14 protein-coding genes are annotated in these 16,697 nt (G+C 69.3%); 6 read left to right on the top strand and 8 right to left on the bottom strand.

The window, feature by feature from the left end:
- Positions 1-12 precede the first annotated feature (12 nt).
- The 7 genes from ACP696_RS09490 to tsaE all read right to left on the bottom strand — a co-directional run bounded on the left by ACP696_RS09490 (position 13) and on the right by tsaE (position 9,846).
- Entirely contained in the window at positions 13-321 is a 309-nt protein-coding gene (locus tag ACP696_RS09490) for a YciI family protein (protein ID WP_426010220.1), read from the bottom strand.
- A gap of 204 nt (positions 322-525) precedes the next feature.
- Entirely contained in the window at positions 526-861 is a 336-nt protein-coding gene (gene trxA, locus ACP696_RS09485; RefSeq protein WP_426010219.1) for a thioredoxin, read from the bottom strand.
- Positions 862-975: 114 nt separating this feature from the next.
- Positions 976-4,437: a double-strand break repair helicase AddA gene (gene addA, locus ACP696_RS09480; RefSeq protein ID WP_426043735.1), complete on the bottom strand. Its 3,462-nt coding sequence runs from the start codon at positions 4,435-4,437 to the stop codon at positions 976-978.
- A gap of 148 nt (positions 4,438-4,585) precedes the next feature.
- Positions 4,586-7,573 (bottom strand): double-strand break repair protein AddB, encoded by a 2,988-nt coding sequence (gene addB, locus ACP696_RS09475; protein ID WP_426010216.1) that lies wholly within the window; start codon positions 7,571-7,573, stop codon positions 4,586-4,588.
- Entirely contained in the window at positions 7,570-8,289 is a 720-nt protein-coding gene (gene murU, locus ACP696_RS09470) for an N-acetylmuramate alpha-1-phosphate uridylyltransferase MurU (protein WP_426010214.1), read from the bottom strand. The genes addB and murU overlap by 4 nt, the downstream gene beginning before the upstream one ends.
- Positions 8,286-9,389, bottom strand: a complete 1,104-nt coding sequence (gene amgK, locus ACP696_RS09465) for an N-acetylmuramate/N-acetylglucosamine kinase AmgK (protein ID WP_426010213.1) — start codon at positions 9,387-9,389, stop codon at positions 8,286-8,288. Before amgK ends, murU begins: the two co-directional genes overlap by 4 nt.
- Positions 9,379-9,846, bottom strand: coding sequence for a tRNA (adenosine(37)-N6)-threonylcarbamoyltransferase complex ATPase subunit type 1 TsaE (gene tsaE / locus ACP696_RS09460; RefSeq protein ID WP_426011279.1), 468 nt, complete (start codon positions 9,844-9,846; stop codon positions 9,379-9,381). The genes amgK and tsaE overlap by 11 nt, the downstream gene beginning before the upstream one ends.
- A gap of 139 nt (positions 9,847-9,985) precedes the next feature.
- Here tsaE and ACP696_RS09455 point away from each other — a divergent pair, with 139 nt between their 5' ends.
- Genes ACP696_RS09455 through ACP696_RS09445 form a run of 3 tightly spaced genes read left to right on the top strand, consistent with a single transcriptional unit; the run spans position 9,986 to position 12,365 of the window.
- Positions 9,986-10,621 carry a hypothetical protein gene (locus ACP696_RS09455; RefSeq protein WP_426010212.1) on the top strand — a complete coding sequence of 212 codons (636 nt, stop codon included), beginning with the start codon at positions 9,986-9,988 and terminating at the stop codon, positions 10,619-10,621.
- A 40-nt stretch (positions 10,622-10,661) separates the two neighbouring features.
- Positions 10,662-11,780, top strand: coding sequence for a cell division protein ZapE (zapE, locus tag ACP696_RS09450; RefSeq protein ID WP_426010211.1), 1,119 nt, complete (start codon positions 10,662-10,664; stop codon positions 11,778-11,780).
- A gap of 3 nt (positions 11,781-11,783) precedes the next feature.
- Positions 11,784-12,365 carry an NUDIX domain-containing protein gene (locus ACP696_RS09445; protein WP_426010210.1) on the top strand — a complete coding sequence of 194 codons (582 nt, stop codon included), beginning with the start codon at positions 11,784-11,786 and terminating at the stop codon, positions 12,363-12,365.
- 100 nt (positions 12,366-12,465) lie between these two features.
- Here ACP696_RS09445 and ACP696_RS09440 read toward each other — a convergent pair whose 3' ends face one another.
- Entirely contained in the window at positions 12,466-13,899 is a 1,434-nt protein-coding gene (locus tag ACP696_RS09440; protein WP_426010208.1) for a sensor histidine kinase, read from the bottom strand.
- A 186-nt stretch (positions 13,900-14,085) separates the two neighbouring features.
- Between ACP696_RS09440 and sdhC the strand changes: the two genes are divergently transcribed.
- Genes sdhC through sdhA form a run of 3 tightly spaced genes read left to right on the top strand, consistent with a single transcriptional unit; the run spans position 14,086 to position 16,687 of the window.
- Positions 14,086-14,493 carry a succinate dehydrogenase, cytochrome b556 subunit gene (gene sdhC, locus ACP696_RS09435; RefSeq protein WP_426010207.1) on the top strand — a complete coding sequence of 136 codons (408 nt, stop codon included), beginning with the start codon at positions 14,086-14,088 and terminating at the stop codon, positions 14,491-14,493.
- A gap of 2 nt (positions 14,494-14,495) precedes the next feature.
- Positions 14,496-14,900: a succinate dehydrogenase, hydrophobic membrane anchor protein gene (gene sdhD / locus ACP696_RS09430; RefSeq protein ID WP_426010205.1), complete on the top strand. Its 405-nt coding sequence runs from the start codon at positions 14,496-14,498 to the stop codon at positions 14,898-14,900.
- A complete protein-coding gene (gene sdhA, locus ACP696_RS09425; RefSeq protein ID WP_426010203.1) occupies positions 14,900-16,687 on the top strand; it encodes a succinate dehydrogenase flavoprotein subunit in 1,788 nt (595 codons plus the stop codon). Before sdhD ends, sdhA begins: the two co-directional genes overlap by 1 nt.
- The last annotated feature ends 10 nt before the right edge of the window (positions 16,688-16,697 follow it).

Raw genomic sequence — 16,697 nt, 5'->3', positions numbered from 1 at the left:
CCGCAAGGGGGCCTACGCCGTCTTCGTGCGACTGGCGTCTTCGGCGAACGCCCCGAACAACGGGTCCCACTCCACGATCGTCAGGTCGTCGATCAAGCCCTCGACTGCGAAGGGATCCTCGGCGACCAGCCGTTCGACCGCCTCGCGGCTGTCCACGGTCGCGATGATGAAGCCGGCGCGCTTACCCAGGCCGGTGGCGGGCCCGGAGGCGCGTATCAGCCCTGCATCGATCAGGCAGCGCAGATAGTTGACGTGGGAAATGACGTGCTGGCCCCAGCCATCGCCGTCGGGGTGCGTCATGGTCACGAGGAAAAAGGCCATGCGGAAGGCTCACATCCCAACTCGGGTCGGCCGCTAGAGCATTTCCCGACCTGACTGCGTCAGGCCGTGAGCTCTAATCTTTTGTTTTGAAGCATTTTTCTTCACGCGAACCGGAACCACTTCGCTCGAAAAATGCTCTAAAGGCGAACCGCCCGCCTCGCGTCGGCGGGGCAGGCGGCTGTGGTTAGCCTGAGCGGCGAACGCCTAGGCCGGCTGTTTGACGCCGGCTTCGTTCAGCCATTCGAGGATCTTGGCCTTGGGCATGGCGCCGACCTTCATCGACGCCATCTGGCCGCCGCGGAACAGCATCATGGTCGGGATGCCGCGCACGCCGTAGCGCGAGGGGGTCGTGGGGCTGTCTTCGATATTGACCTTGGCCACGGTGACGAAGTCGGCCAGTTCCTCGGAAATCTGCTCCAGAGCCGGGGCGATCTGCTTACAGGGACCGCACCATTCGGCCCAGAAATCGACGAGCACGGGCTTGTCGGCCTGCAGCACGTCGCGTTCGAAGGATTCGTCGGTCACCGCTAAGGTGCTCATCGGTTGGCTCCATCTGCGCCTCGGGGGCGGGCGCGCTAGAAAAACGTCAGGGTCGGGGATTCGCCGCCCATCTTGCAGCAAGATTTAGGGGCCCGCGCCCCTCACGGCAATGATCTAGAACAGCCTGGCCAAGGCGTCGGCCATAACCTTTTCTGGAACCGCCATGAGTTTGGGGCCGTCGGTCCAGACGATCGCCGCCTCGATCGGTCGATCGGGGAACACCTCGGCCAGCACGGCGGCATAGATGGCCATCTGCGACAGATGGGCCGGATCGGCCTCCTCGATGCGGGCCGGCGACGGGCGGTTGGTCTTGTAGTCGACCACCAGCACCCGGTCGGGCGTCACGATCAACCGATCGACGCGACCTGAAATCTTCAGGTCGGGCGGCAGGCGCGCGGCGCCCCCCGCGAGCGCGACCTCGGCCCGCGAACCGGGGCCGAACACCCGGGCGAACCGGTCGTCCTCCAGCACCCCGAAGGCGGCGCCCGCCATCTCCTGGCGCTGATCGTCGGTCAGGTCGCGCTCGGCCTGGAGCAGACGCGTCGCGGCGGCCCGCCGCCCCTCGGGCTCCAGATCAGGCAGCAGCTGCAGCAGCCGGTGGATGATCTCGCCGCGTCGATAACGGCCGAGGCCTTCGACGGCCGCCAGGGGAGACGGCGCACTGCCCTTGGCCTCGTCCTCCAGGGTCGAGGGCGCGGCATAGCGGGCGGCGGGCGTTTCGGGCGTCGCGGGGGCCAGGGTCCAGGGTGGGGTCGGGATGACGGTGGGCGCGGCGATCGCGGCCGTGGCTTCGGCCCGCATGGGATCGGGACCAAATCTCCGTCGCCCTTCATCACCGATCTCCCGCACCTGGGGTTCGATGTCGGAATGGGCGAAGGCGGCCTGGGCGGCGGCGTACCAACCCCCGACGTTCTCGTCCTTGGTCCGCGCGTCGATCCGGCCGCAGAGGACAAGCCGATCCCGCGCCCGGGTCAGGGCCACGTAGTAGAGGCGAAGAGCTTCCTCGGCGTCCTTCTTCTCGCGGCGCTCGCGGGCCATGGCCGAGGGTTCGCAGTCATTGGCCTTGGAGGCGCACCACAGGAAGCCGCCGTCCTCGGTGGCCATCAGCGGCGAGCCCCGCGCCCCGCCCTTCATCGTAGTTTCGGGCAGGAAGACGATCGGGGCCTCCAGCCCCTTGGCGCCGTGGGCGGTCATCACACGCACCTCCCGGCGCGCCCCCTCCATCTCGCGCTTGACCACGATGTCGAGGCTGGCGAAATCAGCGACCAGGGCCTCCAGGTCGCGCACCCCGCGCTGCTCGGCGGCCAACACCTGGGCAAGGAACTCGTCCAGTGCCTCGGCGGCCTCCTGACCCAGGCGCGTCAACACCTTGGCGCGGTTGGAGCGCACGCTCTCGTCCACCTTGCCCAGCAGCAGGGCGTAGAACTCGAACGGCTGCTTGCGGCGGGACTCGATCAGGGCCCAGCGCAGCAGGTCGCGCGCAGCGGCCCAGACCGGCTGCTCGGCGGCCCGCCGCTCCAACGCCCGCCAGAGCGTGTCCGGCGAGCGGCCCTTGGCCAAGGCGTACAACGCGTCGTCCGACAGGCCGCAGAAAGGGCTCTTCAGCAGGGCCGCCAGCGTCAGATCATCGTCCGGGAACAGGCAGAACCGGCCCAGGGCCAGCAGGTCGTCGAACACGATATGGGCCGACAGCGACAGGCGATCGGCGCCGGCCACCGGCACGCCGCGCCGCTTCAGCGCCCGTAGCACTTCCTCGAACAACGCCTTGCGCCGGCGAACCAGCACGATGACATCGCCCGGATGAGCCGGCCGCCAGACCTTGTCTTCCTTGTCGAAGACGGCGTCGCCGCGGGCGATCAGCGCCGCGATTTCGATGGCGATCTTCTCGGCCAGGCGGCGGTTGGCGCCATGCTCGCTCTCGGCGTCGAGCGGCGCCGCCCAGGCTTCGCGCTCCTCGCCCGGCGCCTCGCGCTCCAGCGGCCACAGGTCGACGCAGCCCTTGTGATTGATACGGTGCGGCTGGTGGCGAACCACGTCCTCGCCGGCCGGGGCCGGCACGCCCGAGCGGGTCTCCGGCGCCGAGAACAGAGCGTCGACGAAGCTCAGCACCTCCACCGTCGAACGGTAGGAGGTGGTCAGGGGCACGGCCTTTCCCACCCGGTCGGCGGCGGTGATCTGGGCGATATATTGCTGCGTTTCGGCCAGCAGGCGCTGCGGGTCGGCGCCCTGGAACGAGTAGATCGACTGCTTCTCGTCGCCAACCACGAACAGGGTCCGGGTGTCCTCCCCCGCCCTCCACCGCGCCGCGCCCTCGCCGGCGAAGAAGTCGGAGGTCAGGGCCCGCAGGATCGCCCATTGGTCGGGGGCGGTGTCCTGGGCCTCGTCCAGCAGGATGTGGTCGATGCCGCCGTCCAGCTTATAGAGCACCCAGGCCGCATCGACCTTCTCGGTGAGCAACACGCGGGTGCGGTCGATCAGGTCGGCGAAGTCCAACGCGCCGCGCGCCGCCTTCTCGACCTGGTGCGAGGAAATGTAGAGGCCGGCCAGGCGCAGGGCATCGCTGCTGTCCTCGGCCACCCGGGCGGCGCGCAGCCATTCGCGGGCCTCCTCAAGACGCTCCTGTTCGGCCAGCAGGCGGGCACGAAGATCCTCGCGGGACTTCAGGCCCGAGGTCTTGGCCGGCCAGGTCATTGGCGTGCCGACGCCCTTCTCGGTGAACAGCGCCGCGAGGGCCTGGTCGAGATCGGCGTGCGGATCGCCGGCGATCTGGGCCATCAGGCCGGCGCACTTGATGTCGGTCTTCGTCCCGTTCAGCAGCACGTCAGCGACCGAGCCCCACAGGTCGCGGTCCAGCTCGGCCATGGCCTCGGCGACCACCCGCTCGACGCTGCTGGGGCCGTAGTGGAAGCCGCAGGCCTTCCAGACATCCTCGATCGCGCCCGACGGCCCGCCCTGGGCCTCGAGATAGGCGCCGATCGCCCCGCGCTGGCTCTCGAAGGTGGCGAACATCGCCTCGAAGGCCGCGAAGTCCAGGGCCACCGAGAACCGGGCATAGGCCAGGGCGTAGGGGTCGTCATGGTCGGTGACCCAGGTCGCCACCTGCCGCAGCGCGCCCTGGGCGATGGCGGCCGAGGCGCTGTCGTCCATCACCGTGAAGCCGGGCGACACCCCGGCCTCCAGCGGAAAGCGCCGCAGCAGTTTCTCACAGAAGGCGTGGATGGTCTGGATCTTCAGCCCGCCGGGGGTTTCCAGCGCCTTGGCGAACAGGCCCCGAGCCTTGGATAGCTCGCGGTGGCCGAAACTGGCGGGATCCCGACCCTCCAGCGCGCCCAGTTGCTCGCGCAGCCTGGCGTCGGGCGTCACGCACCATTCGCCCAGCCGCTCGAAAAGCCGGCGCTGCATCTCAGCGGCGGCGGCCTTGGTGTAGGTGACGCAGAGGATGGCTTCGGGCGTGGAGCCGGCCAACAGCAGGCGCGCGACCCGGTCGATCAGGGTCTTGGTCTTGCCCGAGCCGGCATTGGCGGTGACGAAGGCCGAGATGGCCGGATCGGCGGCGATGCGTTGGGGGTCGATCATGAAAATCCTCCCCCTGTGGGGGAGGCGGCGCCCCGGACTTGATCCGGGGCGACGGAGGGGGGGGTGAACCACCGCCCGACGGCTCCCCCCGCCGGCGCTGCGCGCCGCCTCCCCGACAGGGGAAGGACCTGTTTGGTCGGCGCGAGGCTCATTCGCTGCCCTCCCCGTCATCGCCGCTGGTGGACCATTCGAACACTCGCGCCAGGTGGCCGTAGTCGCCCGCATGGTCGTGCACGAACTGCGGCGCCACGCGCGACAGGTAGGGCTGGTCGGGATTGTCGTAGCGCTCGATCAAGTCGCGCAGGCCCTGCAAGGCCTTGACCGCCGCCTCCCGGCTGTCGCCCCCAGCGGTCGCCCGCACCTCTTCCACACCGGCCGGCTTGCGGCCCGTGACCCGCAGATAGGTCAGGTCGCCAGGCTCGCGGCGACCGACGGCCTCGAAGCCGCCCTCGCGCAGGATGGCCGCGGTCAGGGTCAGCTGGGGAGAGAAGCCGGTCTCGACCTGCTTTTTCGACGGCGCGGCGCCGGTCTTGTAGTCGAGGATGTGGGCCAAGCCGTCGGCGGTCGGCTCGATGCGGTCGGCCTTGGCGAAGACGGTGAAGGGCCGACCGCCGATGTCGAAGGTCAGCGTGCCGGTGGCCTCGACGACGACGCGCTCGGCGCCGGCCCGGCGACGGGTCTCCAGGTCGGCCACCCACAGCGCCGCCTCGCGGGCCAGGGCGCGCTCGCGGGCCAGGGCGGCGGGCGGCATGCCGGCCTGGACCAGTTCGGACAGATAGAGCCCGGCGAAGATTTCGGCCGCGTCGGTCGGGACAGGGCCCGGATGGTCGAGCGAGAAGGTCTCGAACGCCGCGTGGATCGCCGTGCCGCGCGCCCGCGCCTCGACCGGCTCGTTGGGGCGCTCCAGTGGAAACAGCTTGAGGATGTCGCGCGCCCAAACGGCGTAGGGGTCGCGGGTCAGGGCCTCGATGCGGGTGACGGCCATGCGGCGCGGACGGTCGGCGACGGGAGGCGTGGGCGCCGGGCGGCTGATCGGGGCGTAGGGGCCTGGCGCGTCAAGGTCGCGAGCCCAGGCCAGCACGTCGGCGCGCTCCGGCAGGGCCTGGCCCGCGCCGCGCGCCAGGGTGCGCAGCCGCCACAGCCAACGGCTCTCGACGGCCGGCGCGCCGCCCCGGCGCTCGCTGTGGACCAGGATGACATCTGGCGCGGCGGCGGCCTGGGCGAAGTCATGGGCGGTCAGGCCGATGCGGCGCTCGGGCGGCGGTAGGCCCAGGCGCTCGCGCATCGGTCGCGACAGGAACGGGTCGATCGGCGCGCCCTTTGGCCAGATCCCCTCCTCAAGTCCGGCCAGGATCAAGCGATCGGCCCGGACCATCCGCGCCTCGATGGCTCCGAAGATCCGCAGGCGCGGATGGGTGGCGCCGCCGACCCGCAGGGTCTCCTCATTGACCAGCCGGTCCAGCAGGTCGCCGAAACCGATCTTCGAAGCCGGTGGCAGGACCAGTCCGTCGGTTATCAGCGATGACAACAGGCTGGCCAGGCCCTCGCCCGCCGAGCCGGCCCACAGGTCGCCAGGGTCGGCCAGGGCTTCCAGGCTCTCAACCAGGGCCCGCGCGGCGGTGGCGGGGGCGCCTTGGTCATCGACATAGGGCGCCGCGGCCTGGCGCGCGGCGGCCAGCACCCGCTCGGCGAGGCGGCGCGCGTCGGGATAGGCGTCGAGCTTGCCGAGCAGTTGCGCGGCGTCGCGGGGCGCCGGGCCCCGCAGACCCTTCAGTTCCAGGTCGCAAGCGGCGTCGGCGTCGGCCCGCAGCAGCGGATGCTTGGCCACGGCCAGCAGGCGCACGGGGTCCAGCGGGTCGATGGCGAGGGCGGCGACGTGCTGGGCCAGGATCGCGGCGGGACTGGCAGCCAGGGGCGCGCCGGCCGAGCTGTCGGCGATCACGCCCCAGCGGGCCAGGCGAGCGGCGACCCGGCGAGCCAGTTCCTGGTCGGGCGTGACCAGGGCGGCGGTCTGGCCGGGGGTCTCCAGCGCTTCGCGCAAGAGAAGCGCGCAGGCGACGGCGGCCTCCTCCTCGGTGCGGGCGCTGATCAGCGACAGGCCCTTCAACCCCTCGGCGATCGGGTCGAGGTCCGGGGCCTCGGCGCGAAGCCGATCGATCTGGGCCAGCCAGTCGGCGGTGGCCTCGGCCGGGCGCAGGGCCTCGTTGATCAGCCGACGCCGCCAACGGCCCCGGCTATCGGCTTCGGGCCACCAGGGGCGGACTTCGGCGCGCGTGGCCTTGAAGCGATCGAGCAGGCGCTTCATCGCGCCCTGCGGATGCTGCTCGCCGACCTGGCCCCAGGCGTCCTCGGCCAGGCCCTCGTCAAGGCCCGGCAGCACCACGGCGCCCTGGGGCAGGTTGGCGATCACGCCCAGCAGGCGGGCGGTGGCCGGGGCCGTGCCCGTCGAGCCGGCGGCGATCATCACCCCCTGTGGCGGCGCGTCTTCCCACTGGTCCGAGAGCGCGTTGAGCAGCCGCACGCGGCGGTCGCTGACGTCGATCAGGCCCAGGTCGTCCAGGCGCTTGGGCCAGGCGGCGAGGATGGCCTTCAGGAACCTGGCCGAGACCTGCCAGTGCTGGGCCAGGTCGCCCTCGGCCAAGCCGTCGAGGCGACCGTCGTCGGTGATCAGCTCCTCGATCTGGCAGCTGTCGAGGAACTCGGCCAAGGCCTTGGCCATCTCCAGGGCCTGGCCCGCCTGGGGGGTGAAGTCCAGCAGGTGGGCGTGGTCGGCGACCAGCCGGGCCAACTCGAACCGCCGGCGGCGCGACGAGACAGCGGGCGGCACGTCCAGGCTGATCTCGCCCGGCTCGAACGGCGGCTCGCCCTCGTCCAGATCGCCCAGCGGCCGGATCTGCGGCAGCAGCAGGGCCTTGCCGGCGCCCGCCGCCCCGTCGATCACCTGGACGAAGGCGTCGGCCAGGGCGCGGGCCCCGCGCCGCGTCGGGGTCAGCACCGTAGCGCGGGGCAGGGCCTCGGGACCCAGTGGGGCCAAGGCGCTCAGCAGCCCGCGGGCCAGGTCCTCGACGAACGGCCGGTGAGCGGGGATCGAGAACCAGCGCGGCCCCGGCGTGTCGAAGGGACCCGCCGCGCTCATGCCAGCCTGGCCTCGGCGGCGATCACGGCCTGGGGGTCGCCGACATGCATCCAGAGACCGTCCGGCGTGACGCCATGGACGCGGCCCCCGGCGGCCAGGACCCGCCAGATCGGGGTCAGCGAAAACGGACCCTCGGGACCGTCGGACACGATCCCGGGCTTGCAGATATGGACCCCGACATAGACCAGCGACGCGGTCTCGCCGGCGGTCTTGAAGCGCACCACGCCATCGTCGAGGAACACGTCGCCGCTGTCGTGGAAGCCGAGCGACTCGGTGGTCGAGGCCAGCATCAGGCAGACATCCATGGCCGCCGGATCCCAGGCCCGCGCAATCGCCTCGATGGCCGAGCCGCCGTGCTCGATCCAGACGGAGTCGATATTGGCCACCCAGACCGGCGCGTCGCCCAGCAGCGGCAGGGCGTGCTTGAGGCCGCCGCCGGTTTCCAGCGCCTGGGGGCGTTCGTCGGAGATGACGATCCGAGGACGGGCGCCCCGAGCCGAGCGCGCCGCCAGATGCGCCTCCAGCCGGTCGGCGAAGGCGTGGACATTGACCACGGCGGTCTCGACCCCGGCGGCGGCCAGGCGGTCCAGCATGTGGTCGATCAGCGCCTTGCCGCCCACCTCGACCAGCGCCTTGGGCCGGTCGTCGGTCAGGGGTCGCATGCGGGTGCCCAGACCCGCAGCCAGGACCATGGCGACCGTGGGAAAGGCGCTCATCGACGCGCCTCGGCCGGCACATTGGCGTCGAACCAGGTCTTCAGCCCGGCCAGCGCCGGGCTTTCGAGGTTGCGCTCCAGATAGCGCCAGGTGCGCGGCATGAAGGCCTCGTACTGCGGGCGGCCCGCCAACGCCTGGCGGGCGAACACCCGGCCCAGGATCCGCGCCGCGTTCGAGGCGGCCAAGGCGCGGTAGTCTGCGATAAAGGCTTCCCGGTCCAGCGCCGGCCGGGCGGCCAGGTAGCGGTCGAGCATGGCCTGTTCCAGCGCCGGTGACACGTCGCGGCGGGCGTCCTGCAGCAGATGGGTCAGGTCCCAGGCCGGATGGGCGCGCAGGGCGTCCTGGAAGTCCAGCAGGCCGACCCGTGCCACGCCGTCGCGGCCCGGCAGCCAGATCAGGTTCTGGGCATGATAGTCACGGTGGGTGAACACCGAGGCGCCGGCTTCGCCGCGCACCCAGACCGGGGCCCACAGAGCGTCCCAGCCGGCCACGGCGGCGTCGCTGAAGTCCGGCAGGCCGGCGAACTTGGGCCACCATTCCAGGAAGGTGTCGGTGGCGACCTTCAGGGCCAGGGCGTCATAGGTCAGCAGCGGCCAGGACACGCCCCCCTCGGCGGTTAGCACCTGCGGCGGCGCCGCGCTGTGCAGGGCGATCTGGACGTCGACGGCGGCCTCGTAGAGCGGCGTCTCATCCTGCCCCTCGGCGATCAGGGTGGCATAGAGGCCGTCGCCCAGGTCTTCCAGCACCGCCAGGCCGGCGGCGATGTCATGGGCGAAGATCCTCGGCGCGGAGAGGCCTCGGTCGCGCAGATAGGCGGCGGTGGCCACGAAGGCGGCGACTGAGCCGGCGGCCAGGCGCGCGGCGGCGTTGTAGCCCGAGGCCAGGCGCTCGGCGTCGCTGGCGTCGGGCGGGCACACCGAGCTCTCCAGCGCCGGCGGCTGGTCCATGAAGATGAAGCTTTGGTCCCCACGATGCAGGCGCTCGTAGCTGCGGGTTGAGGCGTCGCCGCCCAGCGACTCGCGGCGGACGTCGCCGAAGCCTTGGGCGGTCAAGAAGGCCGCCTTCGCCGTCTCTCGGGCCGTTTCGCGATCAGAGCTCAAGCTTGCGTCCTTCGAAGGTTCCGTGCGGCGTCAGGGTCGCGCGGCGCGCCTCGCCATCGTCGCTGGGGGTGATGTCTATAGCGAGTCGGTTGGCGGGCAGACGCCCCTCCAGCCGCTGGGGCCATTCGATCAGCACCGCGCCGTCCTCCAGCGCCTCGTCCAGCCCGATCTCGTAGGCCTCGTCGGGATCGGTCAGGCGGTAGAGGTCGAAATGGGCGACCGGGAAGGCGGGGCCGTCATAGAACTGCACCAGGGTGAAGGTGGGGCTGGGCACCTCCTCGTCCGGCGAGGTCAAGGCGCGGATCAGGGCGCGAGCCAGGGTTGACTTGCCGGCGCCGAGCGGTCCCGTCAGGCAGATCGCGTCGCCCGGCCTCAGGGCGCGCGATAGCCGAATACCCAGGCGCTGGGTGGCGGCTTCATCGGGCAGGGCGACTTCGATCACGCGGGTCCTTGGCATGGCGGGCGGCGGATCGACCCGAAGCCTGAGTCTAGACAAGCCGCGCCGCGCTTCCAAGGCGGCCGGGCCGCTGTCCTCAGGAAAGTTTGACGACGGCTCTTAGCTGTTCGACGGTGCGGGACTGGATGAGGAGCGCTTGATGAAAACCCTGGGCCGTTGGCTGATCGTCGCCGTCGTGATCCTCGTCGTGGGCGCGGCGGGTTGGGCCTATTGGAACATAGAGCTGCGCTGGCGGCCCAAGACCATCACCAAACACCAGGCCGAGATCACCAAGATCCTGGAGACCTCCGGCTGGGTGTCGCCGGGACTGAAGAGGCAAAAGCTTTACATGGTCAGCTTCCGCACCTGCCCCGACTGCGTGCGGTTCAAGGCCGAGGAATATCCGGGCCTGCACAAGGCGGGCGTCGACACCCGGCTGATCGAGATCGCCCGCGCCGACCGCAACGGCGTGCCGAAATCCACGCCGGCCGAGCGGGCGACCGTCGCCGAGATGTGGGTCAACCGCAGCTGGGCCCTGTCGGAAAAGTGGGACGCCACACCGGTCGAGGCCTGGACGGCCGCCGGCATCGCGCCCGCCGACGGCGACGTGGCCCGCACGGCGGTGATCGAGGCCGGCCGCAAGACCGTCGATGACCTGCGGCCGCTGCTCAAGGACAATGGCGTGAACTTCGCCTATCCGCTGCTGGTCTGGTGGACCAAGGACGGCCAGATGAAGGCCTGCGCCTGCGAGAAGCGCGAGACCTACCGTTTCGTGCGCCAGGATCTGGGGGTCTAGGCCTTTCCCCGCGGCGCTCCTCGCGCTAACCCCGTCCGCGATGCCGACATCCGTTCGAACCGCCTATCGCGACCGCCTGGCTCAGGGCGAGATCAAGCCCGATGCCGCCCAGGCCGCCGCCGTCGATGCGCTGGCGCGGCTGGAGGCCGATCTGGACGGGGCGGGCGAGCCCGGCTTCTCGCTGTTTGGCCGCAAGCCCAAGGGCCAGAAGGGCGTCTATCTGTGGGGTCCGGTGGGACGCGGCAAGTCGATGCTGATGGACCTGTTCTTCGACAGCGCGCCCATCGACAAGAAGCGCCGCATCCACTTCCACGGCTTCATGGCCGAGGTCCACGGCCATATCGACGCCTGGCGCAAGGGTGACGCGGCCGAGCGCAAGGCGCGGTTTGGCCAGCACAGGGGCGACGACCCGATCGCGCCGACCGCCGATCTGATCGCCGCCCAGGCCCGCCTGCTGTGCTTCGACGAGCTGCAGGTCACCGACATCGCCGACGCCATGATCCTGGGCCGCCTGTTCGAGGCGCTGTTCGCCCAGGGCGTAACCCTGGTGGCGACCTCCAACCGGCCGCCGGACGACCTCTACAAGGACGGCCTCAACCGCCAGCTCTTCGTCCCCTTCATCGCCATGCTGAAGGACCGGATGGACGTGGTCGCCGTGCGGGGCCCGGTCGATTTCCGCCTCGACCGCCTGCGCGCCGCCCGCACCTGGCTTGCGCCCAACGACAAGACGACCGCCGCCGAGTTCGACGCCCTCTGGGCCGACATGCTGGATGGGGCCGAGGAGACCGGCGCCACGCTCGAGGTTCTGGGCCGCAAGATGCGCCTGCCCCGCGCCGTCGGCGGCCTGCTGCGCGCCTCGTTCGCCAGCCTGTGCCAGCAGGCCCTGGGGCCGCAGGACTATCTGGCGGTCGCCGCGCGCTTCCACACCGTGTTCCTGGAAGACGTGCCGCTGCTCACGCCCGAGCGGCGTGACGCGGCCAAGCGCTTCAACACCCTGATCGATTCGCTCTACGAGGCCGACGCCAAGCTGGTGGCCCTGGCCGATGGCGAGCCCGACGCTCTGTATCCGGCCGGAGATGGGTCGTTCGAGTTCGAGCGCACGGTGTCGCGTCTGCAGGAAATGCGGTCAGCTGACTATGTGGCTAAGGTGAGGGACTAGGGGATGAGCGTCGCCGATCGGGTGCGGGTCAAGACCGTCACGGTGCTATCCGACGACCACTACCTCCTGAAGAAGACGATGTTCGACTGGCAGCGCGACGACGGCCAGTGGGCGACCCTGAGCCGCGAGACCTATGACCGGGGCGATGGCTGCACACTGCTGCCCTACAACATGGCGGCCCGCACCGTGCTGCTGACCCGGCAGTTTCGCTATCCGGCCTATGCCGTGGGTTATGACGACCTGCTGATCGAGACCCCCGCCGGCCTGCTGGACGACGCTTCGCCCGAGGACCGTATCCGGGCCGAGGTGGAGGAGGAGGTCGGTTACCGGCTGACCGGCGTGCGCAAGGTGTTCCAGGCCTTCATGAGCCCCGGCGCGATCACCGAGATCCTGCATTTCTTCGTCGCCGAGTACGACGCCTCGATGAAGGTCTCCGACGGCGGCGGCCTGGAAGAAGAGGGCGAAGAGGTCCAGGTGCTGGAGCGCTCGATCGACGAAGCCCTCGCCATGGTCGCCAGCGGCGGGATTTGCGACGCCAAGACCATCCTGCTGCTGCAATGGGCGGCGCTGAACCTGTTTCGCTAGAGCATTTTTCGAGCGAAGTGGTTCCGGTTCGCGTGAAGAAAAATGCGTCAAAACAAAAGATTAGAGCTCACGGCCTGACGCCGTCAGGTCGGGAAATGCTCTAGGCCACGGCCACGGGCACCCAGAACTCGCAGAGCACGCCCTCTGGTCGGTAGTCGATCGCGAACCTGCCGCGCAGTTCGCTGGTGATGCTGCGCTCGATCAAGCGCGAGCCGAAACCGCGCCGGGTGGGCGGGGCGACCGTGGGTCCGCCGGCCTCGTGCCAGGTGAAGGCCAGGCCGTCACCCTCCCCCTGCCAATGCACCGACAACCGGCCATCCTGGGCCAAGGCCCCGTACTTGGCGGCGTTGGTGGTCAATTCATGGAACACCATGCCTAGCGACAGGGCCGTGCGAGCTGGCAGATGGGCGTCGGGTCCGTCCAGGCTGACGCGCTCGGCGCCATGCGGCAGCAGTTCAAGGTTGAGGATTTGGCGCAGGCCCGCGCCGGACCACTGGCCGTCGGTCAGGGCGTTGTGGGTCTGAGACAGGGCCAGCAAACGCGCTTCGAAGGCCTTGGCGAAGGCTGCAGGATCGGACGCGCCGCGCAGGGTCTGCTGGGAAATGGCCTGAACCGTGGCCAGGGTGTTCTTGACGCGGTGGTTAAGCTCGTCGAGCAGCAGGCGTTGCTGGTCCTGGGCCTGGACCTGATCGCTGATGTCGAACCCCTCGACGAAGACGCCCGACACCGAGCCGTCGTCCTCGATGATCGGCTGGTAGACGAAGTCGAGATAGCGGTCTTCCAGCGGTCCGTCCGGCGTGCGCTGCAGGGCGATCTTGATCTGTCGGCCCACGAAGGCCTCGGCGCTCGATCGGACCTTGTCGAGCAGATCGGGGAAGCCCTGCTCGACAACTTCCGGCAGGGCCTCGCGCATTGGCAGACCGACCACGTCGCGGTGGCCGATCAGCTGCAGATAGGTGTTGTTGATCAGCTCGAACACGTGATCGGGGCCGCGCAATATGGCCATGAAGCTGGGCGCCTGCATGAACAGGCGGCGCAATTGCAGGCTCTGGGCCTGAACGGTTTCGGCGCGCTGCAGGATGTCGCCGCCCAGCATTGTGACGGCGCTGGGCGCCCGACCGCCAAAGGCGACGTCCTTCAGGCGCTGGAGCTCTGTGACGTCCTGGGTGTGCTGCAAGATGAAGATGGTGTGGCCGCGCGCGTCGAGGATCGGGGTGTGGGTGGCGCTCCACGTCCGGGCTTCCGACCCACCGCCCAGGAGGGTGGGACGCTGGATGGCGTATTCGATCAGGGGCAGCACGTCGACCTGACCGGTGTCGCGCGCCCGGGCCAGGGATTCCTCGAGGGTCCGGCGGCTTTCACCCTCGACGGGAAAGGCGTCGAAGACGTAGCGGCCGGCGATGTCTTCCCAGCGCAGCTCGACCGCCTTGAGATAGGCCCGGTTGGCCGCGGCGAAGCGCAGATCGCGGTCAAGCATCATGTAGGGGCTGGGAATCCGGTCGAAGACGTTCTGAAAGTCGATCGGGCCGGACATGAACAGCGCCTCCCCGCTAAGGGTCCGATAACGCCACCTTCAGCTTCAGGTTCCGCTGGCGGGACACTTGATCCTTACCGCTGTTATGCTGAGAACGTTTCTCAACAAAGGGCGTTGCGTTGACACCCCCAACGTCGCGCTTAAAAGCATCCCGCAACGCACAAAGCCAAAGGGTTGGACGTTTTCATGACCGACACCAGCGGGGGACTTCCCGAGCGCCCACTATCGCCACACCTCCAGGTCTGGCGGTGGCACATCACCATGACCTGCTCGATCCTGCATCGGGCCTGCATCATGGCGCTGTATGTCGGCGTGCTCCTGCTGGCCGGCTGGGCCCTGGCTCTGGCCTCGGGGCCTGAAGCCTACGCGACCTATACCGGCCTGCTGGGCTCGTTCTTGGGAAAGCTGGTGCTGTTTGGCCTGACCGTCGCGGTGCTGTTCAACATCGCTTACGCCGTCCGCCAGACCGTCTGGGACGCCGGCAAGGGATTCACGCCGAAGGTCGCCGACATGTCCGGCGCCTGCGCCATCGCCTTCGCCGTGGTCGGCGCGATCGTCGTCTGGGTCATCGCCGCCCAAACCGGAGCGCTTTGATCATGGCCCATTCGACCTCCGGCCGCTTCCGCACCCCCATGTCTCGCGCTCGGGGCCTGGGCGCCTCGCACCACGGCGTCGGCCACTTCATCACCGATCGGGTGTCGAGCGTCGCCCTGATTCCGTTGACCCTGTGGGGCCTGTTCGCGGGCCTGCGCCTGGCCAGCCTCGGCTTCGACGGCGCCAGCGAGTGGGTGGCCATCCCGCACAACACGGTCTTGCTGTGCTTGTTGCTCGTTGTCGCCCTGATCCATCTCAAGGGCGCGGTGCAGGTTGTGATAGAGGACTATTTCCCGAACTTCATGACCAAGACCGTTCTCGTCCTGGCCAATCTGTTTGTATGCGTCCTCGGCGGCGCTCTTGGGGTCGTCTCGATCCTCAAGGTCGCCTTCACCGGAGTCTTTTGATGTCGGCCTATACGTTTATCGACCACAAGTTCGACGTCGTCGTCGTCGGAGCGGGCGGCTCGGGCCTGCGCGCCGCGCTGGGGTGCGCCCAGGCCGGGCTGAAGACCGCCTGCGTCACCAAGGTGTTCCCGACCCGCAGCCACACCGTCGCCGCCCAGGGCGGAATCTCGGCCTCGCTGGGCAACATGGGCCAGGATGACTGGCGCTGGCACATGTACGACACCGTCAAGGGGTCGGACTGGCTGGGCGACCAGGACGCCATCGAATATCTGACCCGCAACGCGCCGGCCGCCGTCTATGAGCTGGAACACTGGGGCGTGCCGTTCTCGCGCACGGCCGAGGGCAAGATCTACCAGCGCGCCTTTGGTGGCATGACCAAGGAATTCGGCAACGGTCCGATCCAGCGCACCTGCGCCGCGGCCGACCGCACCGGTCACGCCATGCTGCACACGATGTACGGCCAGTCCCTGGCCCACGACACCGAGTTCTTCATCGAGTATTTCGCGCTCGACCTGATCATGGAAGACGGCGTCTGCCGGGGCGTCACCGCCTGGAAGCTGGACGACGGCACCCTGCACCGCTTCCAGGCCCAGCAAGTGATCCTGGCGACCGGCGGCTACGGCCGCGCCTATTTCTCGGCCACATCGGCCCACACCTGCACCGGCGACGGCAACGCCATGGCCCTGCGCGCCGGCCTACCGCTGCAGGACATGGAATTCGTCCAGTTCCACCCCACCGGCATCTATGGCGCCGGCTGCCTGATCACCGAGGGCGCGCGTGGCGAAGGCGGCTACCTGACCAATTCCGAGGGCGAGCGCTTCATGGAGCGCTACGCCCCTTCGGTGAAGGACCTGGCTCCGCGCGACATGGTCAGCCGGGCCATGACCATCGAAATCCGCGAAGGCCGGGGCGTGGGCCCCAACAAGGACCACATCTTCCTGCACCTGGATCACCTGGACCCGAAAATTCTGCACGAGCGCCTGCCCGGCATTTCCGAGACCGCCAAGGTGTTCGCCGGCGTGGACGTGACCAAGGCGCCGATCCCGGTCTTGCCGACGGTCCACTACAACATGGGCGGCATCCCGACCAACTATCACGGCGAGGTCGTTACCAAGTCGGGCGACAATCCCGACCAGGTGATCCCCGGCCTGATGGCCGTGGGCGAGGCGGCCTGCGTCTCGGTGCACGGCGCCAACCGCCTGGGATCCAACAGCCTGATCGACCTGGTGGTGTTCGGCCGCGCCGCCGCCTTGCGCTGCGCCGAGATCCTCAAGCCGATGGCCACCCAGCCGGAGCTGAAGGTCTCTCAGACCGATCCCCACTTGGACCGCTTCGACCGCTACCGCAACGCCAATGGCCATCAGCCGACAGCCGCCCTGCGCCTCGAAATGCAGAAGGCCATGCAGGAGGACGCCGCGGTGTTCCGCACCGGCGAAACCCTGGTCGGCGGCGCCGAGCGCCTGGCAGTGGTCTGGGAAAAGGCCAAGGATATCAAGGTGAGCGACCGCGGGCTGGTCTGGAACACCGACCTGATGGAAACCCTGGAGTTCGACAACCTGATCGGCCAGGCCGTTGTCACTGTGGCCAGCGCGGTCAACCGCACCGAAAGCCGCGGCGCCCATGCCCGGGAAGACTTCTCCACCCGCGACGACACCACCTGGATGAAGCACACCCTGGCCTGGCTCGACCAGGGCACGGGCAAGGTGAAGATCGATTTCCGCCCGGTGCATAGCTACACCATGTCGAAAGACATCGACTACATCCCACCCAAGGCGCGGGTTTATTGAGGGTACGCTG

The organism is Caulobacter sp. DWR3-1-2 (assembly GCF_049896225.1).
Taxonomy (GTDB): Bacteria; Pseudomonadota; Alphaproteobacteria; order Caulobacterales; family Caulobacteraceae; genus Caulobacter.
This window is presented reverse-complemented; position numbering and strand designations above follow the sequence as displayed.